This window comes from Methanobacterium subterraneum (assembly GCF_002813695.1).
Taxonomy (GTDB): domain Archaea; phylum Methanobacteriota; class Methanobacteria; order Methanobacteriales; family Methanobacteriaceae; genus Methanobacterium; species Methanobacterium subterraneum.
Map to the genome: position 1 here is coordinate 1,561,890 of NZ_CP017768.1, position 22,020 is coordinate 1,583,909.

Genomic DNA, 22,020 nt, shown 5'->3' on the forward strand with positions numbered 1-22,020 from the left:
ATTGAAATTTAGTCTGAACCACAGAGTGGAATGCCACATTTAGGACATTTAGCGTCACGACAGGGTACTCCTGGGGTTTTTGGAGCTTCATACCCACATTGAGGGCATTTACAAACCCTTGGAGGTCCTCCCCCCATCCCTCTGGCACCTTGTCCTCCCCTTCTTCTTCCTAATCCTGGTTGTGCTGTGGATTTAGGGAAATCTTCTTCAACGGTAACTAATCCTATGTTTTCGGAATCACAGTCTGGACATTTTTCATATTCTTTCGCTGGACTGTGCCATTCAAAACCACAATTTTTACATTGGTATCTTTTATTATCCATAACGTAATCTCCTCCTTTTATCTGAATTATTCTGCCTTCAACTAAGGCCCTGGAAATTTTCCTCCGGGCTGAGTTAATGGTCCTGTGAAAGGTGGGCTGGGAAATATCCATAATCTCTGCTGCATTTTTCTGCTGTATTTCCTGATAATCCCTGAGTCTCAGTGCTTCAAACTCTTCCAGTGTAATTCGGAGAGCTTCAAAGCTTTCCCCACCTTCCCTGTCCGGAATAAAACATTGCACTAATGGTTCTCGGAGTATTCTGCAAGATCTTCTGGGCCTAGGCATGTTATGAATATATATTCAAAACAGTATATAAATCTTTCCAGTTTTCATACTAAACCTTAATACCAACCCCCCATCAAATCATGAAAAAATTATCCCTGCCGATCAAACACCGAACAAATATTCTATTAAGCCCTTAAAATCTAAATATTAATTACACTAACCATTATAAACCGATTATGTACTATTAAATTAATTTAGGAACTTTAATACAATAATTAGATACATACCAACTATAAACTAACAAATAAAACTAAATCCGTTGATTTTGCCATATAGATTAAACTTATTAATGTTGAAACTAAAGTTAGGTTAGTCTAACATTGAGGTGGATTATGATCACATTAGTAGAACTTGAAAACGGACAAACAGCAATAATCAAAGAAATTGGAGGGGGTTCAGGGTTAAAAAATCGTTTAGAAGTGATGAACATTAGGGAAGGAAAAAAGGTTAAAAAAACATGCACCGCCCCTCTACGAGGTCCAGTGGTCATAGAGATAGATGGCTGTAAAATGGCAATTGGCCGAGGAATGGCCAAAAAAGTTTGGGTGGAAGAGATTTGAAGAAAATATTACTGATGGGTAATCCCAATGTGGGCAAAAGTGTTGTTTTCTCCAGATTAACCGGAGTAAACGTTATTCAGTCCAATTATCCCGGGACCACCGTAGGTTACACCCAGGGACACTTGAAAATAGACCAGCAGGAGATGGATCTAATTGATGTACCTGGAACCTATTCATTATCCCCAGCCTGTAAAGCAGAAGAAGTGGCCAGGGACATGTTTCTGGATGAAAACCCGGAGTTAATAATCAATGTGGTGGATGCCACCAACCTGGAGAGAAACCTGTATCTAAGCCTTCAGATCCTGGAGCAGGGCCTTCCCACAGTGATGGTTCTCAACATGTGGGATGCCGCTAAACGAAAAGGAGTTCACCTGAACCTGGAAAAACTCCAGGAAAAACTGGGAATAAAAGTGGTGCCCGCAGTGGCGGTTACTGGTGAAGGAATAAAAGATCTGGCTAATGTTATAAATGAAATAACTCTAAAACCAGCTGAACACATTTCCAAAATCCCTGAAATGGATGATAATGAAAAATGGGCGTTTATTGGCCAATTACTATCTGAAGTTCAGAAAATAGAACACCGCCACCCATCTATTCTGGAACGATTGGAAGATGCATCAGTAAGACCTGTTTCAGGAGTTATTATAGCATTAATAGTAGTGTTCATCACCATGCAAGTGGTAATTGGACTGGGAGAATTGTTAATCAATTATATTCTAGATCCAATATATTATCAGTATTATGGACCATTCATCACCAAACTGGTGGAGAACTTTATCCCCACTGGTTTTTTCCATGACATCTTGATCGGGAGTGGATACGAATATGAAACCTCCTTTGGCTTGTTAACCACCGGAATTTATGTGATATTTGCCGTGGTTTTACCCTATATCCTATCATTCTATCTTGTTCTAGGCTTTTTAGAGGATTTTGGTTACCTCCCCCGCCTGGCAGTACTGCTGGACAGTATAATGCATAAATTAGGACTCCATGGTTATGCAACCATACCCATTGTCCTTGGTTTTGGCTGTAACGTTCCGGCCATGCTTTCCACCCGAATTTTGGAGGGTAAACGAGAAAAATTCATAGCCGCCACATTAGTAGCTGTATCCGTCCCCTGTATGGCACAAACAGCAGTTATAATAGGATTATTGGGGCCGTACGGTATTCAATATATCTTAATGGTTTACGGAACCCTTTTTATATTGTTCATCACCCTGGGATCCATCCTGAATCTTATTATGAAGGGAGAAAGTCCGGAGATCTTCTTTGAAATCCCACCCTACAGAATACCCCATATGGGAACCTTGCTTAAAAAGACCTGGATGAGGGTTAGGGGTTTCCTGATGGAAGCATTGCCCTTTGTGTTTCTAGGAATACTTGCCGTTAACATCCTGTACCTGGTGGGAGTAATGAGTGCTCTTTCCAGCTTACTGGCCCCCATAATGTCCCAGATGCTGGGACTCCCTAGTCAGGCCATTGACGCCCTGATCATGGGATTTTTAAGGAAAGACCTAGCAACAGCCATGCTCGCCCCGTTGAATCTCAGCCCAGGCCAACTAGTAGTGGCCTGTACAGTTCTGGCAGCCAGTTTCCCTTGCATCGCCACCTTCATTGTTCTGATTAAAGAGATCGGAATCAAGGACATGCTTAAGACTGTTGCTTTAATGTTATCCATTGCATTGATCACTGGAACAATACTGAACATTATACTATAGTTAATGAATTCAATAACAATAGAAAATGGAGTGATGTTTATGAAAGTAAGGGATTTAATTAAACCTATCCTTCCAATATTCGAACATGATTGCAAAAACTGCCCCGGATGTTCAGAAAAGTCCATCCAAATCAAAATAGTGCATAAAAACAAGGAAACTGATGAGTTTAAATGATTCATTAGTTTTAATTAGAGTTTAGACATAACTCAATAAATGATGTCAATATAATTTTATATTTTCTTTTTTAATCCTTAATTTTTAATTAATCATTTATAATGGTTTCAACTGGATTACAGTTAATTCACACTTGGAACCCAACCTCATAGGAGGTCCCCAAGTACCAGTACCCTGAGATACGTAGAGCTGAGTTCCATTATACTCATAGAATCCGCTGATGTAGGGGAACATCAGTTTAACCAGGAAGTTGAAGGGTATCATCTGACCATTATGGGTATGACCAGAAAGTTGCAGGTCAATCCCTGCAGCACTAACCTCCTCCCGACCCACTGGAAGATGGTAAAGTAGGATTGATGGTTTTTCATCCTGAATTTTAATACTAGATAGGGTGTTTTTCAGATGATCACCCCTGTGGGAGTATCCCACACCAACCACCTGCACTCCTCGAAATTCAGCCACTTCCTCTTGGAGAATTTTAAGTTTGGTACCTCCCAGGACCCTGAAAACTTCTTCCAAACCTTCATAGGTCTCGTGATTACCGGTTACAAAAAATGCAGGTGCATTGAAACTATCAATGGCTTTGAATGTGTGTTTGTGCAGCCGTGCGCTACCGTCCACCATGTCTCCAGTTATAAAAACCACATCCGGATCCATTTTATTGGTTTCATCCACTATTCTCTCCATGTAACCGGAATTTCTAATGGAACCAATGTGAATGTCACTGAGGTGAACTGCCTTAATATCCTGCTTTAAACCCTTCAATGGTATTTCGATCTCTGTTATTTTCAATAAATAACTGTTGTATATAGAATAGGCACTGATGATGGTGGTTAACACTACTATTATAATACCCGCACTTTCACGGGGGAGCGGGAAGAAGAAAGATAACAACAGATAAATTATCAGCATAAAAAGCAGATAAAAGGATATTCCCATCCATGCCGAAGCCAGAGTGTAAAATATACGGGTGAAATCGTTGGATACTACCCTTTCTATTAATGTGGCCAGGGGATATGAGATGGATGCAACTACCAGGGCAGCGTAAAATGTGTTATTCACTGGTAAACCCAGTAAAAATGACATTCCGTATAAAACATAGTAATTGAGGACCAGGAAACCCATGAAAAATAGTGATATGAACATTGCATACTGAATAATTCTTCTCATTTAACCGCCCTTTAAATTCATAATTTATATGCCCCTAAATGATTTATATATGGCTCACATTTAATTCCATTAAACTTTGAACCATTATAGGCGATTTATGCCCATATTCTTCTGGAAATGATTTAAAAACACAACTGGACAAAAAAAGTATTGGTGAAGGTTTACTTTTGGCGGGGATTTCTTAATAGATTATTTAAGGTTATTTTTATGGGATGCATCTATCAAGTTTCGGGTAAATGTGTTGATTTCAAACATCTGTGTTGATTTTTAGATTATGGAGGTTTCTGGTAAAAGTTTCACCAGAATGTAGTCATACATCTTGGATTTTTTGATTTCAGAAACATCACCCAGGCGATACTCATTCACCATAACCTCAGCAATCTGGTCTTTGTAAGTATCATAGTCCAGTTTGACTCGCACCCCATCCAGTTGACTGACAATTGGTGCGGGTGAATAGATCTCCTTCACGGCCCCTACCTGGTTTTCAATTTCTGTTTTCACCAGTATGGAGGGTACAATGGGCGGATCATCCATCATCTCTTTCCGGCGGGTGTCAAGAATATCCTCAACAACTTCCACCAGTTTTTTGAGTGCCCGGATATCTTCCCCCCTCTTTAAACGGCGTGGTATTCTACCTAAACCATTCACATAAGCCATTGCTCCAGGTAAATCCTCTAAATCCATCTCCGGTGCACCGGTAACTACCACTGGTATTTCAATATCCTGGAAAAGATGTGTTTTGTTCATGAGACACTCTCTGAAGCTTCCCAGGGCGAAAACTGCCAGATCATGTTCTTCGATGAGTCTTTTCTCATCCTCTGAGATACGTGCAATTCCCTTTCCCGCTCCTCTGGAAAGGCCGATCATATTATCCTTGGCACCGAATCTTCGCAGGTACTCTGAAATATCACAGGCAGAGTGAGGTAGATGCTGACGGGCCAATGTGGGAGATACAATGGCAATCTCCGTCCCGGCCATTGGGGCAATTTTGATTTCTCCCAAAAGTTCCCGGGCTTTTTCATCCACTTTCTCCACGTCTTCCATTGGAACTGCCAGGGTTAACACCAGATCCATCTGACTGATGTTCTGCTGCAGCACGAACCCTCCCAGGTCTTCGATAAGCTCAGTCATCTCTTCATGCTTGTGAACTCCTCCAATATAGGTTAAGGTTTCGTACATAGTTCACTCTCCAGAATTTTGTATCTCATTTGTGCTCTTTCCAGGGGATTTAAAGGTGCTTTTTTGTGAGATGGGATTTCCACAACCCTACTCCCCATAAATTTTATTTCATCCATCAAATCATCATTTTGGCCATCTTTCATGTAGTCTGGAAAAACAATAAAGTCCGGTTTTTCCTTGACAACTGAAAATCCCATGTCATCCACTATTTCTCTAATGAAATTAGAGTACACCTTAACTTTTATTTTTTTCCTTTCATCCATAACCACCCTTTCTCGGGAAACGTGAAGGGAATAATCATCCCCCCATTCCCCCATGTCAAGTTTTTCCGTCTTTAAAGTGTTAGAAATAAGATCAATACTTTCATAAATCTGTTTAAAAGTATTTAACTTTATTTTAATATTTGGGTAGTTAGTCTCAGTCTCCGAAAGAACAATAGCTAGATCAGCACCAGTAAAATCATGGTCCTGTTTTACAGTGTACTTTGAAACACCGGCCAGCCTAACTACTTCCTGGCACATAGGAGTGGTATAAATTTTCATGGGCACCTCAAAATTATATCCGCAATTACAATATATTGATGCCCTCATTTACTAATTAACTATTCACTGCAAATATAGATTGGAACCTACTCAAATCCATTAAAGCACATATTATAGTTACTAAAAACAGGTCACCAAAGATTTAAATAATAAATAGAACAAAAAAAGAACATAACAAGACCTTTCTATACGGTCTCGGGATGTGAATACATTGTTTGGAGCAGATAAAACCCCTAAAACGGCCCCTATAGAAGAAGGGGAGGAATATGAGGTTAAAATTGAAGATGTGGGTAAAGAAGGCGATGGAATCACCCGAATTGAAGGTTTCGTGGTCTTTGTACCTGAAACTAAGGTAGGTGAAGAAATAAAGGTTCGGATAACATCGGTGCGGAGAAGATTCGCCTTTGCCGAAAAGATTTCGGAATAAAAAAAAGGATAAGAAAGAACTTTATTTTTTCCCCTTTACTATCTATTTTTGGTGTTTATTATGCAAGTTTCCCTGAGTTTTGAGAGATCACTTTCTAAAGACGTGGCCATCATGGTTGATGTTCTAAGGGCCAGCACCACCATCACCGTGGCCCTGGAAAAAATCCCCAATATCATCCCCACACTGGAAATAGAAGAAGCACTGGCACTGGCCCCCAAACACCAGGCCTTCCTGGCAGGTGAAAGAAGGGGAGCAACCATTGAAGGATTCGATGTTGGAAATTCCCCCGTGGATATCCAGAAATTAAGTGGCGAAACCCTGATTATCACCACCAGTAACGGAACCCGAATCCTAGAGGGTATCACCGGCCGAGCCCTGATAGGATCCTTTATAAATGCCCAGGCCGTGGCAGAAAAAGCCAGAGAAATATCAACCGAACATATAGAAGTGGTTATGGCCGGAGTAAGGGGAAACTTTGCCATTGAAGATTTCCTGGGTGCCGGTGCAATAATTTCCCACTTGCAGGATCAGGAACTGGATGAAATGGCCCAGGCCGCATGTCTGGCAATCCAAAACCCTGAAATGGTGGATCTGGCAGTTCGAAATTCACGATCAGCAAAGAACCTCAGAAAACTGGGATTTGGAAAAGATGTTGACTTCTGTCTCCAGCGAGATAAATCACAACTTGTACCTGAATTCAAAGACGGATTGATCAGAGTTTTAGAATAACAATTAAAAGGTAGATTAAGCTTAAATAAAAATATAATTTAAATTTTGGGGAGCATAGCTAAATCTGAAATATGAATATAATTATAGTAAATTAGATTTTTAAGAATTATTTTATAATATGCATTTAATACAAAGGAAAGTTTTTTATAACCCCATATCATATTATTAGGCTCATTATTATAATTGAAAGAACTAGAATTAACTTATTAAATAAACTTTTCAGAAATGGATGAAAAAGTTTCAAATTTGAATTTAGAGTGATCTAATGGCACCGGACAATTTAACAATCATTGGTACAGCTCATGTATCGGAGAAAAGTGTGGAAGAAGTGAGAAATACTATCCTAGAGTGTGAACCAGACATCGTAGCAGTGGAACTTGATGCCGCCCGTTACCAAAACCTCCTCAATGAAAAAAACGGAGCTAAAGAGGAGAAAGAGATAAAAATAAGGGAAATCCTGAAGGGGAACAATTTCACCATGTTCCTGGTGAGCGGATTTCTCAGCTACTTCCAGAAAAAGATTGGAGATGAAGTGGGAGTCAAACCCGGTTCAGAGATGTTAGCCGCGGCTGAGGCTGCTGAAGAGGCTGGGGCCAGGGTGGCCCTTATTGACCGGGATATCCAGATCACCCTAAAACGGGCTTTGAATCATATGAGCTTCTGGGAGAAAGCTAAATTCATTTACAGCATTATTGCATCGTTTTTCAGTAAAGATGAGGCCATTGATGATATTGAAAGCATAAAACAGGGCGATGCACTGGAAGAAGTTATGGGATACTTCCAGGAAATGTCCCCCCGTGCCTATGAGGTCCTGGTGGCAGAGAGGGATGCTTTCATGGCTCAAAGACTCCTGGATATGGAGGGAAATGTGGTAGCTGTGGTAGGGGCAGGTCACAAGAAGGGAATCCAGAAGAATATGGAAAACCCCCAGGACATACCTCCACTCTACCAGCTGATGGAGTTAAAAGAATCAAAATTTAGCATCACCAAACTGATTTTATTTGCCATACCCACAGTGTTCATAATAATATTTGCACTGGCATTCCTGAAGGGGATTAACATCCAATCAGGGATCCTGCAGTTCGTCTTACTCACCGGAGGATTAGCATTCGCCGGATCTCTTTTAGCCGGATCTAAAATCCCATCCGCCATTACCGCTTTTATAGTAGCCCCATTCACTGCCATTCATCCTCTTTTGGCAGCGGGCTGGTTTGCAGGGATAGTTGAAGCCAAATTACGGGGAGTGTCCATGGATGACCTGGCCAGCCTATCCAAGAGTGAAAGCTTACGGGACATGTGGAATAACAACCTCTTCCGAATACTGCTGGTAGTGGTGGGAGCCAACATCGGTACCACCATAGGAGTCTTCCTATCCATACCCAACGTCCTCCTCCCCCTGATCAACAGATTAATGGGCATGTAATAAAGAATTATGCTTGTGGATAGTCATACCCCAGTGAATCAAATACATGATAAAGGACTTCGAATAAAAAAACCCCATACTAAATAATAAAGAGTTAAAGGACTTTAGAATTTATAAATTCATTTAAAAACCCTGTAAATGAGTTGGTTAAAATGTACTTGATATTCAGATGTAACTGTGGACGGGCAGTTTATGCCAAAGAAAGCGTGAAAGTAAAGAAATGTGTCTGTGGGAAAAATTTGAAGGTTGCAGAAAGGCGGATCATAGCCAGAACTGAAGACCCCCAGACTGCCTCGGAAAAAGTCCAGGAACTTCAGGAAGAAAAGTATGGTGGGGCCTATTTTACCACTGCAGATAAGATATGAAATTGGAATTGGAAAAAATATTATTCTAATGGTGATTATTCTAATTTAGGCATTATTTTATGCATTTCGCATTTTACTACTCCCAATTATATTATTCAATTATATTCCAATTTAACTATCCTCTGAGTAGGTTAATCATCTATATGTACACTCACTGAACTATTTGAGATAAAATTGAATATTTAATCCATCAAAACTTGTTTTAAAGGGCAATACGATGATCATACCCACCCTGTTGATTATTAATGGCTAAATTGATTAATAAATAAATGTATAATCAAGTGGAATTCAATATTTAAAAAATGATTAAATATCCACCACAATAACACTCTTTTTTATCCTAGTCATGATAATAATATTAAAGAATAGAAAAAACTCAATAATAAAACATCAGGTTTGATTATGAGTACCGATAATTTCTCCAATCTCACCCGGCAAGGTGAGAGGAAAAACATAGAATTCAAGGAAAATCTTAATTCAGATACTCATCTTTTAACTGCCCGCAGACAGCAACTGGCATCACAGATGAAGTACCGTCTGGAAAGGGGGCACGGTGAAGCTATTTATTTTGTTGGAGTTAATGATGACGGCTTGCTTTTGGGACTGGAAAAATCACAGATGGACGAATCACTCCATGTCCTGGGTGAACTGGCCCGGGAAATAAATGCCAAAATCGTGGATGTGGAGAAACAATCTGCCGAAAGAGGAGAAGTTGCCAAGGTACTCATCAGTCGCGAACAGAACAGCAAACCAGACCACTTACTCATTGGAGTGGCCGGGCATGTGGACCATGGGAAAAGCACCCTTGTGGGAACACTAACCACCGGAAAACTGGATACTGGTTCAGGGAGCACCCGTATATTTCTGGATGTTCAAAAACACGAAATAGAAAGGGGATTATCAGCTGATCTCTCCTTTGCCGTCTATGGTTTTAAAAATGGGGAACCAGTGCGAATAAAAAATCCGCTTAACAAGAGAGATAAGGCCCTGATGGTGGAAAAATGTGATAAACTTATTTCTTTCGTGGACACTGTAGGGCATGAACCATGGCTGCGCACCACCATCCGGGGGATTGTGGGTCAAAAACTAAGTCACGGACTTCTGGTGGTAGCAGCTGACCAGGGACCCACCCACATCACCAGGGAACACCTGGGGATCATCCTGGCCATGGAACTACCAGTTATAGTGGTAATGACCAAAATCGACATGGTAAGTCCAGAGAGGATTAAAGCGGTCAGGCAGGATATTTTTGATCTTCTGAAGTTAGTGGGAAGAATCCCCTACATGGTGAAAACCATGAATGACGCGGATTTCCTTACAAAAAACATGAACCAACACTTGGTTCCAGTTATTAAAGCATCCCCAGTTACTGGTGAGGGACTTGAACTTCTAGACCGGCTTTTTTCAGGTCTTGAAATTCCATCCCATGAGGAAGATGCTTATAAACCATTCATGATGTACATTGATAAAATATACTCAGTTATGGGTGTGGGCACCGTGGTCAGCGGCACCATAAGACAGGGTAAGGTTAAAAAGGGTGAAAAGCTTATTCTGGGACCTTCCAGTTCTGGTGATTTCCTTCCGGTGAATGTGAAGACCATTGAAATGCATCACTACCGCAAAGAAAGTGCTGGTGTGGGAGAAGTGGTGGGAATTTCCATCACCGGAGTGGAAATGGATGAAATAAGGAGGGGAATGATCATCTGTCATCCGGATTACAATCCTCAGGCGGTTAGGGAGTTTGATGCTGATGTGGCCATACTGGTACACCCCACTACCATTAAGGATGGTTACGAGTGCATAACTCATATTGAGACCATTGCTGAGACCACCTGTTTTAGACCACTTGAACAGGAATATCTGTCTGCTGGGGACACTGGCCAGATACGGATGAGATTCAAATACCGTCCCTATGCCATCTGTGAAGGGCAGAAACTAATATTCCGGGAAGGTAAAAGTAAGGGTGTGGGAACTGTAACCCGTGTTGCCATTAACTGAACTAAACCCTGATCACTTCACTTACCCGTTATCCCCAAATCCGGCTTATGATGGGTATAAATCATTGCCTAATTCCATTTTCTACCCTTCCAAATTCCATTTCTTTTAACTACACATTTTATCATAACTTCTGCTTTATTAATTCCTGCATCTCACAGGCTTTACATGTGGAGGCTGATGATGGTTCGCCACATATCTGGCACTGGGCTAGTTTTACCTTTTTTTTATCTAATTGCAGGTTTTTTTGGAAAAATTTTAGCAAGTTCATTTTGGTGCCAGGGTGGTTCTCTTCCAGATGGTTGAGGTAATTTTTCAATCGTGAACGTAGGGATTGATGGGCGTAGGGACATTCTGCCAGGTGTACATCCACTTCATTCATAATTGCCCATATTCCCACTTCTTTTTCTGGCACCAGCCACAGTGGTTTGATGCGTGGCACCATTTTAGGGTGTATTCTGTCCTGTTTGGGGCCAAACTTGGCGAAACGTCTTACATCAGCTCTGGCGAAACTCATCAGGAAGGATTGAACTTCATCATCCAGGTTGTGGCCAGTGGCCAGCTTATCTGACCCTAACTGGCAGGCGGTGCGGTTCAGGAGGTGACGTCTGAAAACTCCACAGGGGACACATGCTGTCTGGAAAAATTGGGATGCCTCATCCAGGGAAAATCCAAGCTCAGTTTCAATGGATACTTCATGATACTCTACTCCCAGTTGATAGGCATTGTTACGAGCAGATTCTATTCCTTCTTCACGATAACCACCGATCCCCTCATCAATAGCAATGGCCAGAAGTTTAAAATCAAAAACACCTTCCTTTAAAAGTTTATCCAGAATCTGAAGGGTTAGAACACTGTCTTTTCCCCCCGAAAGAGCAACTGCTACCTTATCACCATCATCTATCAGGTTATATTCGGTTATTACCTTTTTAACCTTTGTTTCAAGTTTCTGGTTGAAGTTCTGGCTGTCCAGGTGTTTCATAAAAAATATATGGGTGGCGGGACATAAAAATTATTATGATATCTGCAGAACTGACTATAATCCCAATAGGCACCCCTGGGACCAGTCTAAGCGAATATGTGGCCGTTGCTGTATCTGCATTGGATTCGACTGGAATTAAATATGAATTAAGTGGTATGGGCACCCTTATAGAAGCCAATACCCCTGATGAACTATTTGAAGCCATTGAGATTGCACATGAAGCCGTTTTTAAGGCGGGTTCAGAGCGTGTGGTCACCAGTGTTAAAATAGATGATCGCAGGGATCGTGAACGGACCATGGCGGATAAAGTACATTCGGTAGAGAAAAAACTGCCATGAGAAAAGTGAATTTGGACAATTTTCACCCAACTTATTGTTAGATTTAGTTCTGAAAATATTCCTCTATAATTATTATTATGAGGGAATTAACCTACCTAAGCAAGAAATGGGCTGTTTTTCAATGAATTAACTATTTTCAAGGAATGAAATTGAAAATTCAAGCCCTAGGTAGATGCAATAATTTAAAGATAAAAAAAATTTATTTGATTTGAATGTTGATTTTCCAATTAGAAAAACTTGTCTGAAGCTCCTTCCAGAGTGATAACTATTTTTTCCAGTTCTTCAACTGAGAGAGAAGGATGCACCGGGAGAGATAAAACTTCAGAGGCTGCTTTTTCGGTTAAAGGACAGGTAGTATTGTATCCCATTTTCTGGTAGATCTCCTGTCGGTAAATAGGGATGGGGTAATGGATTCCAGTCCCAATATCTTCCTGATTCAGGTAGTTCATTAGATCATTTCTTTTCCCGTCTTCAACTCTCACCGTGTACTGGTGGAATACGTGTTTAACCTCTGGAGAAACAAATGGAGGCTCAATTCCGCAAATTCCCTTTAAATGTTCAGTGAAATATTCTGCATTTTCTATTCTCTTCTGATTAAACCCATCCAGTTTTTTAAGTTGCACCAGGCCAATGGCCGCTGCAATATCTGTCATCCGGAAATTGTATCCCAGAACAGAATGCTGATATCTTCCCCTTTCCCCATGAGCCCGCAGTACCCGGGCATTATCAGCGAGTTCAGCATTGTTGGTGGTTATCATGCCCCCTTCACTGGTAGTCATGTTTTTGGTGGGGTAAAAACTGAAACAGGCCATATCACCCAGGGATCCAACCATTTTATCCTGGAACATGGCTCCGTGTGCCTGGGCAGCATCTTCAACTATCAGAAGATCATTCTCTTCTGCTATTTTTCTAATACTGTCCATTTTTGCAGATTGTCCGTAGAGGTGGACCGGTACGATGGCCTTGGTTTTTTTGGTGATTGCCTGTTCAATCTGGTTGGGATCCAGGTTAAAGGTGGCACGGTCTATGTCCACAAAAATTGGTCTGGCACCCACGTAGAGTGCACAGTTGCCGGTGGCTGCAAAGCTGAAGGGAGTGGTTATAACCTCATCACCCTTCCCTATGCCCATGGCCAATAATGAAATGTGTAGGGCTGTGGTTCCTGAGCTGGTGGCTATTGCGTGTTCTGTTCCAATGTAACTGGCAAATGCTTCTTCAAACTCTGCCACTCGTGGGCCCTGAGCTATGAACCCTGATCTTAAAACTTTTTCCACTTCTTCAATCTCTTCTTCACCGATAAGGGGCTTGGCAACTGGTATCATAAAATTCACCTGCATTAAAAATCTGGGATAAAATAGATAAGTCTTTATAATCATTTTTCAGCCCATGAATCCACTAAAATGGTTTAATCCATTGCTGGTTGGGAATAATGATTTGAAGATAATATTTCAAATTACTTTTGCCTTTCATCCACGATTTTAACATTGATTTTCATACTTAAAAATATACCTACATTCTGAAATAAAGAGATAATTATGGGTTAAAAATAATAATATGAGATTATTTAACGGAATATCCTTATGATATCTTCTTTACGTCCCCAAAACAGGATTGCGATCATTATAACCGCTGCCAGGATCAGGAAGGGTAGGCCACTGAATGGCTCCGATGCCTGGGTCGTGACCATGGAAGGGAGTCCGGGAAGCCCGGAATCTGTGGAATTGAAAAATAATGCCACATAAAGGTTGTTGGCTATGTGCACGCCCATGGCAGTTTCTATACCATTATCCCCCAGGGTTATGATTCCCAGCATTATCCCAATGACAAAGGTAGAGGCCACAATGGACAGATCCATATAGAGGTTAGTTCCATTAAAAACATGGACACTCCCGAATATTAGAGAGGTTAGTACTAGCGGGACCCATGGTTTTCTGGAAACCAAACTGAACCCTTGCATGAGGTATCCTCGGAATAGGATCTCCTCAAATGAGGCCTGTATAGGGAAGGCTAAAAGACATATAATTAGAAGGATCAGGAAGCTCTCTGAGTTATAGGTAATCTGATAACTTCCTGGATTTAAGATTAGATCTGGTAAGGAAAGTATAAACAGGATCAAAGCCCATAAGACCAGTCCTTTAAATAAAAGTTTCCATCTAAGGCCAGATACTGTGTTGATTACCCTTGAAAACTTTTTATGGTGCACAAATCTTAGACAGATATAAAAAAGGAAAACAGAGATGGTGTAACTGATACCAACTAACACCACCAGGAAAAGAGGACTGGAAACAGCAGATTGAATGAAGGAGTATATGTTGGATATTTCTCCAGAGAAGAAAACTGATAACACTAACAATAAAACTCCCACTATAATTCCAGCTATCAGGCTGCCTCCAACCAGAGATACAATAACCGTTAAAAGGTATCTCCACCAGTTGTTTTTACCTTCCGAAGCATTTTCTAAAAATGATATTGATGAATCGAGCGATGACATTGTTTTTAACTCCACATCCCAAATATTCTCTTTCTAATAATTATAAAATATAATATTATTAATAGGTTGATTTTTAGGAGATAAAATGATTATAGAGGGATATAATAAATTGAGTTATGAATTGTATTGGGATAGGAATTGTAGAAATTCTGATTTAAGGTTAAAATAGTTTAATAATTATAGATCTCCAAATGAATATAATGAAATTGAGAGATTATTAGGAATATTTGAGGCAAATTAGATGGTTGAATTAAAAGAAATAGATTTCTTATACGTGGAAGAAGGTCAAGTTAGGGTTAAGATTCCCCAATTCGAGAAAGTAACATCGAGAGCTCCGGTTTTTTTCAATCCAGTTATGGAACTTAACCGCGACTTATCAGTGGTTGCCCTGACCATGTACCAGCACTTGAAGGATGATGATATGGTTATCTGTGATGCCTTTGGAGGTAGTGGGATCAGAGGAATACGCTATGCTAAGGAGATTGAAGGTGTTTCTCTGGCTGTGGTAAATGATTTGAATCCCCTGGCAGTTGAACTGGCCAATGAAAACATCCTGGAAAATGGTTTGACCAATGTGAAGGCCTGTCGGGAGGATGCTAATCTAATTCTTCGCAAATGTAAAGGTAAATTTGATGTGGTGGACATAGACCCCTTCGGAACACCTGCACCATATGTTGAATCAGCGGCTGCCAGCCTTAAAGCAGGAGGGCTTGTCTGTGTCACTGCCACCGACACTTCTGCCCTGTGCGGCACCTACAGAAAACCATGTATAAGAAAGTACGGTGCTAAGCCTCTTCGAAATGAATATTGTCATGAAACTGGCCTCAGGATACTGGCTGGATTTCTTTCCCGTACCTTTTCCAAGTATAAGAAATGCCTGGATTTCCAGTTCTCACACAGCACTGAACATTACATGCGCCTCTATGCACTGGTTGGTAAAGGAGCTAAAAAAACAGATGAATCCCTTGAAAACATTGGTTACATAGCATACTGCCCCAAATGTCTTAATAGACAAGTTTTTAAGGGTATGGCTCCCAGGATATCCATGGATTGCCCTGAATGTGGTGAGGTTTGGAATGTTAGCGGACCCCTTTGGTGTGGGAAAATTCAGAATGCTGAGTTTTTAAATGGTATGCTTGATATGGTACCGGAAATGGAGATTAACCAGAAGAATGAGGTTATTAAACTCCTGGAAAAATGTCTGGCCGAGTCAGGTGCACCTCCCACATTTTATGATATCCATGCAATTTGTAGAAAATTGAAGATAAGCGCCCCTCCCATGGAGGGAGTCATGAATCTAATTAAAGATAGGGGTTACATGGTTACCAGAACTCATTTTAACCCAAATGGTTTGAAAACAGATGCCCCCTTATCTTTCATTGAAGATGTCATTGGTAGTTTTAAATAAGTTTTTAGCAGATAATACCCATTTAAATAAATAATAGAGTAATAAAACAAGCCCTAGATAAAGAAAATATTTTCCTTGGAGTAATTCCTAGAATAAATAAATATTGATGTTTGAATAATAGAAGAAGTGATAATTAAAACCCCCCAGAGATGGTTGAAAAAAGAGGGGATGCTTTAAAAGGCCCGCTACTAATAAAAAAATGATTGGATAAACTTTAAGCTTTAAATAGATGATTGTTTTTTTTTACTGATAGTCCAGCATGTGGTGGGTGTAGTAGTACTGTAGTTCAGATGCGTGCTGGAGTTCATAGTTTCGGAAGGGTAAATTCAGATACGGTGTTAAAATTCCCTTTATGGTGTAATAGTAAGCAGCCACCGGACCGTACTCCTGCCAAGTTATGTAAAAGTAGAGTGGAAATCCGCAGCCCTGAACAATTATAGGATTACCGGATCTTGCAGTTCCGTGCCATACCATGGGGATGGGCCCTTGTTGCCCATTCTTGGCAGCCAGTTTCTTGATATGTTTACGGGCATCATTCCAATTGTTAAAGGTCTGCCCATCAGCCTTGAATTTGTATCGGCCATCTGGAACTCCGAAAAAGGCCAGTTTAAGTGAATCCATATAATCAGTAGGACCTTCAGCACCGGTTCCACTGGTGTCAATAAAGGCCATTTCTATTATGTACACATCACCTTCCATGTAACTGCGATAATTGGAATCACCGGCAAAATGCACCACAAGAGCACATTTAGAGCCTCTTTCCGTAGCATATTCTGCTAAAAGCTGAGAATGTGGATGACCGGGGTACATATCAGGGTTGGCCAGTTTCACAAGTCCTAATCTCCCCACTGGCTCAACAAGACCAGTCGCAGTGGAAATAACAAGATAACCTCCGAATAACGCCAGAACAATTAAGAGAATAACTTGCCATTTCATTGCTTCACCATATTTATCGTTTGTAGGGATTCAGAGAGATGAAATCTTATCATTTGTATGTGATTTCCAATTTATCTATATTTTCAAAGATATAAGGCTTCTTGGATTTTTTTATTAATCAGGTATGAAGTGTAAACTAGGAGACTGAAGATAGGCTTGGTGATTGAAGGTTAAGACTTGGGGATCTGAGGTAACTTAGGACTTCCCCATTTTCTAATCATTGACCCAGCTTACCTTTAAGATTTGTGTTTCCTCATCCATGTTAAGATTACCCCTCCCTGTAAAGTTTATATCACTCGGTAAAGGAATTAAATTGTAGAGAGAAATTTTGAAGGAAACTTTGTGAAGAAAAACTTGATTATCGATACATCTTATGTTCCCGAATGGATGAAGGAGGAAATATATATGGATATCGGATATTTAACTTCGGATGCTATGAAATATCCATCGAAGGATTTTAAAAAGATTATAATATTGGGATTATTGATAATGATCAGTTTCTTAATTTTTCCTGCTTTTATGGTAATGGGATATGTTTTCAGAGTTATTAAATGGTCGATTGCTGGGGTAGAGGAGCTTCCGGACTTTGATGAATGGGGAGAACTGTTCATTGATGGCCTTAAAATTTTTGTGGTGGAACTGGTCTACTTCCTTGTTCCCTCCCTGATCATGTTCCTGGGTATCTGGGCCTCCATTGGTTCATTTATCTCCCTGAGTAATTCTGAGAGTACTCTGGCTCCGGCTGCAGTTTACAGTGCCTTCAGTGTAATGAGTGGATTGATAATTCTGGGAATGGTGGTGGCCATTATATTCGGTGTGTTCTTCATCATCGGTGTGGCCAATATGGCTTATTACAATGGTGAACTAGGGGCTGCCTTCCGTTTCCGGGAAATAATAGATATCATTAAAGCCATTGGCTGGGTGGACTTTATCATCTGGTACGTGATGATGATTCTGGTGGCCATGGCTGCTGGATTCATAGCCACTTTTATTGGACTGATGCCCATTTTGGGGTGGCTTGTAATCATATTAGTCATTTACCCCTATTTGTATCTATTATACGCTCGTGCTGTTGGGCTTCTGTTTGTTTCAGGGTTAGAAGCCCTGTAATTTATTTTTTTCCTAAAAATTTATTTTTACCACCACAATTATTCACTATTTGAGATTTTTATTACCCACATGGTGAATAGAGCGCATTATCTTTTTATAAGAAAAGAAACATAATAATAGATACCCAAAAATGGAGGTATAAACATGGATATTGGAGAAATTATTTCTAATTCCCTTAGTTACCCGTCTCAGGACTGGAAAAAAGTATTAATATATGGAATTCTGTTCCTTATAAGCTTTTTAATAATTCCAGTCTTCCTAGTAATGGGATACTTTTTCAGAATTTTAAAAGGTTCCATTGCCGGTTTTGACGAACTCCCTGACTTTGATGAATGGGGAGATATGTTAATAGACGGTTTGAAAATATTTGTAGTACAGTTTGTATACTTTTTGATCCCAGCGATAGTAATCTTTATTGGAATGTGGGCTTCACTCGCCAGCTTATCTGTGACTGACGCAGGTAATATGGCCAACCCTGCCTTATTCATGGGGCTCATGGGCGGAACCGCAATTATTGGAATTATCCTAGCCATAATCCTAGGATTAATCGCATCCATTGCCATTGCCAACATGGCCCTGAATAACGGTGAATTTGGAGCAGCATTCCGATTCAGTGAAATCCTTGAGCAAATATCCATGATCGGATGGGGCAAATACATTGTATGGTATATTGTGATGATAATCGTCGCCATGATCGGTGGAATAATTGCAGGTCTCCTGAACATAATCCCAATCATAGGAACTGTAATCGCCATTCTAGTGATCTACCCATACTTGTACATGTTCTCCGCAAGATCCCTGGCTTTGCTCTTCGGATCAAGTGTAGAAATGGAATCTGTTGAATAAACAAACCCCATTTCCCTTTTTTTATTTTTTAAAGATTAGTTTATGATGATTTTTTTAATATTAATTTAACTCTGGAACTACTAATTCTGAATTTTTCAATCCCTAATCCAATAAACTAAAATACATCCCTATTTCCACCATTACTATCCAAATTAATGATATACCTCTAATTTCATTACTGAAATAGGTTAAAATTACATTTAAGTATATTTAAAGTTTTAATGATTTATTTTAAGATAAAAAAAGCATTTGAAAAAAATAAAATAATAATTCCCTCTAAAATACTTGTTTCCTGAGGGAATTCGTTTATTGGTCCTTGTTATAATCCAGTCAGCCTAAGACCAGTTATCTTGGCAGTGTCACTGTTGAGGGCTCGCAGGTCATCTGGTGAGAACTTGCGGATATCATTGTGACCAGCAAGCTGGGCCAGCATTTTGGTTTCTTCAGTCATGGACTTAATGTAGTTGGCCACGCGCATGGCAGCTAGATCCACATCCAAACGTTCGCAGAGTATCGGATCCTGGGTGGCGACTCCAACCGGACACTTACCAGTGTAACACATACGGCAGGCCCGGCATCCCATGGCGATCATAGCCCCAGTTCCAATGTACACTGCATCTGCACCTAGGGCCATTGATTTGGCCACATCTGCTCCACTTCTGATTCCGCCAGTGATGATGAGGTCCACGGTGTCTTTCATACCGATTTCTTCCAGTCCGCGAACTGCTTCCATCAGTGCGGCGAGGGTGGGGATTCCAGTGTGTTCAATAACCACTTCCGGTGCGGCGCCGGTTCCTCCTTCCATCCCATCCACAGATATCACATCAGCACCTGCTTCGGCAACCAGTTGTACATCATCTTTCACCCGTCCAGGACCTAATTTAACCACAATAGGCACCTGCCAGTCAGTGACTTCACGGATGAGTTCGATGTGTTTACCCAAATCTCCCGGCCTGGTGGCATCCAGGAATCGGGCCGGGCTGAGTGCATCAGTTCCCAGAGGGATTCCCCTAATCTCAGCAACCTTAGGACTTACCTTCTCGGCTAATAAGTGTCCCCCCATACCTGGTTTGGCCCCCTGACCAATTTTAACTTCTATGGCATCTCCCACATTGAGGTAGTCTGCTGAAACTCCGAAGCGACCAGAGGAGTATTGGACCATGAGTTTATCTGCGCATTCTCTTTCTCGGGGGAGCATTCCTCCTTCACCGGTGTTGGCACAGGAGCCAACCAGTGCGGATCCCTTGGCCATAGCTACTTTACATTCCTCAGAGAGTGCTCCGAAAGACATTCCTGCAATGAGTACTGGTGTTTCCAGTTCCAGAGGGTTCTCAGCGTACCTGGATCCCAGGACAACCTTGGTGTTACAGGCCTCCCTGTATTTGTCCACTGGAGACACAGAAGCTTGTCCAGGGAGTATTATGATATCATCCAGGCTAGGAAGTCTTCTTTCTGTACCGAAACCTCTAAGAACATACTTACCTGCTTTAGAAGTGTAACGTATGTCAGCAATTGTTCGGGGATCCCATATACTCCCGGCCCCAGTTGGTATAAGCACCGGACACGCGGCTGTACATGACCCGCACATTATACACTTGCTTTTATCAATTTCTGCATGGCTGTCCACAATTTTAATGGCATTAGTAGGGCAGACAATTTCACAGGTCCCACAGAAAACACAAAGGCCTTCGGTTGACATGGCCAGTTCTCCAGATGGAGATAATGGACGGATTGATGATGATCCTAGGGAGTTATCCATTTCAAAGTTCTGCTGCAGACCGGTGGCGAAATCTTTAATATCCACCACACCCAGGCAATTCTGTTCACAGGCCTTAACACAGGCAGGCTGTTCTTCTCCAGATGCCATGCACTGCTGCTCACATTTGAGCATCTTATCTTCAGTGTGTGTGATGCTTCCTATGGGGCACATTAACATGCAGAGGCGGCAGCCTACACAGAGATCCTGGTCAATCTTCACTACACCATCTTCACGGTAGATTGCATCTCTAAAGCAGCCCTTGAGACATGAAGGGTTTATGCACTGCTGGCAGACAATGGTCTGGTAACCTTCAGTCATTTTATGTAGGAAAATACCACTTTCCCCGTTTACCTTGGCACAGGCTTCGATACATTCTTTACATCCGTCACATTTGTCAGGATCAGTTAGAAGGATTTGTTTCATTTGGATGCCTCCTCTTTACCATAAAATGGCCTTAACTCCTGAGGCCCAATCTTAATGAAATCTTTTACCGGGGCATCAATGTTGTATTTTTGGAGTAGTGATGATAGTTTATCCTGGTCCTGGTTATCCAGTTCTCTCACTGCAGCATTGGTACCAGTCTCGTAGTTTCCAGCAACGTATATGTTTCCTCCGATCATCCAGTCACCAGTATCCTCTCCTGCATCTCCTGTGACTATTATATCTCCACTGAGCATGTAGAGTCCAGCGAGCTTGCCCATATTACCATCTATTATCAGGATTCCTCCTTTGTTTAGCTGACCCACTGCATCCCCAGCATCTCCGTAAACAACTATGGTGCCGTTGTAGGTTCCGAATCCAACTCCTTCCTCAGCGGAACCCTTTATAATGATCTCCCCGGAGGTCATGTTGTCACCCACGTAGCGACCAACATTTCCCTGTATTTCTATGGAGGCCCCGTTATTCAGTGCCGCCACGAAATCTCCCACATCGCCATTTAGGGTGATTTCTGCTCCAGGACCCAGTCCTACTGCAATTGAATCCAGTTTACCCGGATTTTCCAGGGTTAAATTATTTTTTTCTTCAGATAGTGCTTTTTTAATTTCAATGTTCAACTGTCGGGTTGTGTAGTTTTCTGCTTTTATGGTTTCCAATGTACTCGTTCAAATTCCCCCATGTATTGCTCATTGAGGGTACTAAATCAAGATTATATTATATAGTTTACCTTTCGTGTAACCTTCAAGGTATACTGTTATATAATAAATTGAGACAATAGTTATAATGATGAAATTGATTTTGTCACTAAAAAAAATAGGTGAA

The 22,020-nt window shown here is 41.0% G+C and carries 21 protein-coding genes; 11 read left to right on the forward strand and 10 right to left on the reverse strand.

All coding sequences use genetic code 11. The annotated features are described in order from the left end of the window. Positions 1-8: 8 nt before the first annotated feature. Positions 9-563: a DUF134 domain-containing protein gene (locus tag BK009_RS07520; protein ID WP_335645292.1), complete on the reverse strand. Its 555-nt coding sequence runs from the start codon at positions 561-563 to the stop codon at positions 9-11. Between the two features lie 377 nt (positions 564-940). Here BK009_RS07520 and BK009_RS07525 point away from each other — a divergent pair, with 377 nt between their 5' ends. Together BK009_RS07525 and BK009_RS07530 are read left to right on the forward strand one after the other, a co-directional pair. After that, positions 941-1,168 carry a FeoA family protein gene (locus BK009_RS07525; protein WP_100905585.1) on the forward strand — a complete coding sequence of 76 codons (228 nt, stop codon included), beginning with the start codon at positions 941-943 and terminating at the stop codon, positions 1,166-1,168. Beyond that, positions 1,165-2,886: a ferrous iron transporter B gene (locus tag BK009_RS07530; RefSeq protein WP_100905584.1), complete on the forward strand. Its 1,722-nt coding sequence runs from the start codon at positions 1,165-1,167 to the stop codon at positions 2,884-2,886. The genes BK009_RS07525 and BK009_RS07530 overlap by 4 nt, the downstream gene beginning before the upstream one ends. Positions 2,887-3,156: 270 nt before the next feature. Here BK009_RS07530 and BK009_RS07535 read toward each other — a convergent pair whose 3' ends face one another. The 3 genes from BK009_RS07535 to BK009_RS07545 form a co-directional block, all read right to left on the reverse strand. After that, positions 3,157-4,230, reverse strand: coding sequence for a metallophosphoesterase (locus BK009_RS07535; RefSeq protein ID WP_100905583.1), 1,074 nt, complete (start codon positions 4,228-4,230; stop codon positions 3,157-3,159). A gap of 267 nt (positions 4,231-4,497) precedes the next feature. Next, positions 4,498-5,409: a methanogenesis marker 7 protein gene (locus BK009_RS07540; protein WP_100905582.1), complete on the reverse strand. Its 912-nt coding sequence runs from the start codon at positions 5,407-5,409 to the stop codon at positions 4,498-4,500. Next, on the reverse strand, positions 5,394-5,951 hold the full coding sequence (locus BK009_RS07545) for a hypothetical protein (RefSeq protein ID WP_100905581.1): 558 nt from the start codon (positions 5,949-5,951) through the stop codon (positions 5,394-5,396). The genes BK009_RS07540 and BK009_RS07545 overlap by 16 nt, the downstream gene beginning before the upstream one ends. A gap of 211 nt (positions 5,952-6,162) precedes the next feature. Here BK009_RS07545 and BK009_RS07550 point away from each other — a divergent pair, with 211 nt between their 5' ends. The 5 genes from BK009_RS07550 to BK009_RS07570 all read left to right on the forward strand — a co-directional run bounded on the left by BK009_RS07550 (position 6,163) and on the right by BK009_RS07570 (position 10,893). Next, positions 6,163-6,378 carry a TRAM domain-containing protein gene (locus BK009_RS07550; protein ID WP_100905580.1) on the forward strand — a complete coding sequence of 72 codons (216 nt, stop codon included), beginning with the start codon at positions 6,163-6,165 and terminating at the stop codon, positions 6,376-6,378. Between the two features lie 60 nt (positions 6,379-6,438). Next, positions 6,439-7,107 carry a 2-phosphosulfolactate phosphatase gene (gene comB / locus BK009_RS07555; RefSeq protein ID WP_100905579.1) on the forward strand — a complete coding sequence of 223 codons (669 nt, stop codon included), beginning with the start codon at positions 6,439-6,441 and terminating at the stop codon, positions 7,105-7,107. Positions 7,108-7,372: 265 nt separating this feature from the next. Continuing rightward, positions 7,373-8,530 carry a TraB/GumN family protein gene (locus BK009_RS07560; protein ID WP_100905578.1) on the forward strand — a complete coding sequence of 386 codons (1,158 nt, stop codon included), beginning with the start codon at positions 7,373-7,375 and terminating at the stop codon, positions 8,528-8,530. Between the two features lie 152 nt (positions 8,531-8,682). Continuing rightward, positions 8,683-8,895 carry a DUF1922 domain-containing protein gene (locus tag BK009_RS07565; protein WP_100905577.1) on the forward strand — a complete coding sequence of 71 codons (213 nt, stop codon included), beginning with the start codon at positions 8,683-8,685 and terminating at the stop codon, positions 8,893-8,895. Positions 8,896-9,297: 402 nt separating this feature from the next. Beyond that, positions 9,298-10,893, forward strand: coding sequence for a GTPBP1 family GTP-binding protein (locus BK009_RS07570; RefSeq protein ID WP_100905576.1), 1,596 nt, complete (start codon positions 9,298-9,300; stop codon positions 10,891-10,893). Between the two features lie 121 nt (positions 10,894-11,014). On the opposite strand, the gene BK009_RS07575 is transcribed toward BK009_RS07570, so the two are convergent. Continuing rightward, on the reverse strand, positions 11,015-11,872 hold the full coding sequence (locus BK009_RS07575) for a TIGR00269 family protein (RefSeq protein ID WP_100905575.1): 858 nt from the start codon (positions 11,870-11,872) through the stop codon (positions 11,015-11,017). Positions 11,873-11,907: 35 nt separating this feature from the next. Here BK009_RS07575 and BK009_RS07580 point away from each other — a divergent pair, with 35 nt between their 5' ends. Further along, positions 11,908-12,210, forward strand: a complete 303-nt coding sequence (locus BK009_RS07580; protein WP_100905574.1) for an MTH1187 family thiamine-binding protein — start codon at positions 11,908-11,910, stop codon at positions 12,208-12,210. A 227-nt stretch (positions 12,211-12,437) separates the two neighbouring features. Here BK009_RS07580 and BK009_RS07585 read toward each other — a convergent pair whose 3' ends face one another. After that, positions 12,438-13,532 carry a DegT/DnrJ/EryC1/StrS family aminotransferase gene (locus tag BK009_RS07585; protein WP_100905573.1) on the reverse strand — a complete coding sequence of 365 codons (1,095 nt, stop codon included), beginning with the start codon at positions 13,530-13,532 and terminating at the stop codon, positions 12,438-12,440. 242 nt (positions 13,533-13,774) lie between these two features. Then, positions 13,775-14,701: a CPBP family intramembrane glutamic endopeptidase gene (locus BK009_RS07590; RefSeq protein ID WP_100905572.1), complete on the reverse strand. Its 927-nt coding sequence runs from the start codon at positions 14,699-14,701 to the stop codon at positions 13,775-13,777. Positions 14,702-14,942: 241 nt separating this feature from the next. On the opposite strand from BK009_RS07590, the gene BK009_RS07595 reads away from it, so the two are divergent. After that, positions 14,943-16,109 (forward strand): tRNA (guanine(10)-N(2))-dimethyltransferase, encoded by a 1,167-nt coding sequence (locus BK009_RS07595; RefSeq protein ID WP_169032831.1) that lies wholly within the window; start codon positions 14,943-14,945, stop codon positions 16,107-16,109. 243 nt (positions 16,110-16,352) lie between these two features. On the opposite strand, the gene BK009_RS07600 is transcribed toward BK009_RS07595, so the two are convergent. Beyond that, a complete protein-coding gene (locus BK009_RS07600; protein WP_100905571.1) occupies positions 16,353-17,045 on the reverse strand; it encodes a hypothetical protein in 693 nt (230 codons plus the stop codon). Positions 17,046-17,450: 405 nt separating this feature from the next. Between BK009_RS07600 and BK009_RS07605 the strand changes: the two genes are divergently transcribed. Together BK009_RS07605 and BK009_RS07610 are read left to right on the forward strand one after the other, a co-directional pair. Next, positions 17,451-18,155: a DUF4013 domain-containing protein gene (locus tag BK009_RS07605; RefSeq protein ID WP_100905570.1), complete on the forward strand. Its 705-nt coding sequence runs from the start codon at positions 17,451-17,453 to the stop codon at positions 18,153-18,155. A 144-nt stretch (positions 18,156-18,299) separates the two neighbouring features. Then, positions 18,300-19,001, forward strand: coding sequence for a DUF4013 domain-containing protein (locus BK009_RS07610; protein ID WP_100905569.1), 702 nt, complete (start codon positions 18,300-18,302; stop codon positions 18,999-19,001). Positions 19,002-19,320: 319 nt separating this feature from the next. On the opposite strand, the gene BK009_RS07615 is transcribed toward BK009_RS07610, so the two are convergent. After that, positions 19,321-21,183 (reverse strand): glutamate synthase-related protein, encoded by a 1,863-nt coding sequence (locus tag BK009_RS07615; RefSeq protein WP_100909331.1) that lies wholly within the window; start codon positions 21,181-21,183, stop codon positions 19,321-19,323. Continuing rightward, a complete protein-coding gene (locus BK009_RS07620) occupies positions 21,180-21,854 on the reverse strand; it encodes a GltB/FmdC/FwdC-like GXGXG domain-containing protein (RefSeq protein WP_236950967.1) in 675 nt (224 codons plus the stop codon). The genes BK009_RS07615 and BK009_RS07620 overlap by 4 nt, the downstream gene beginning before the upstream one ends. Positions 21,855-22,020: the final 166 nt, after the last annotated feature.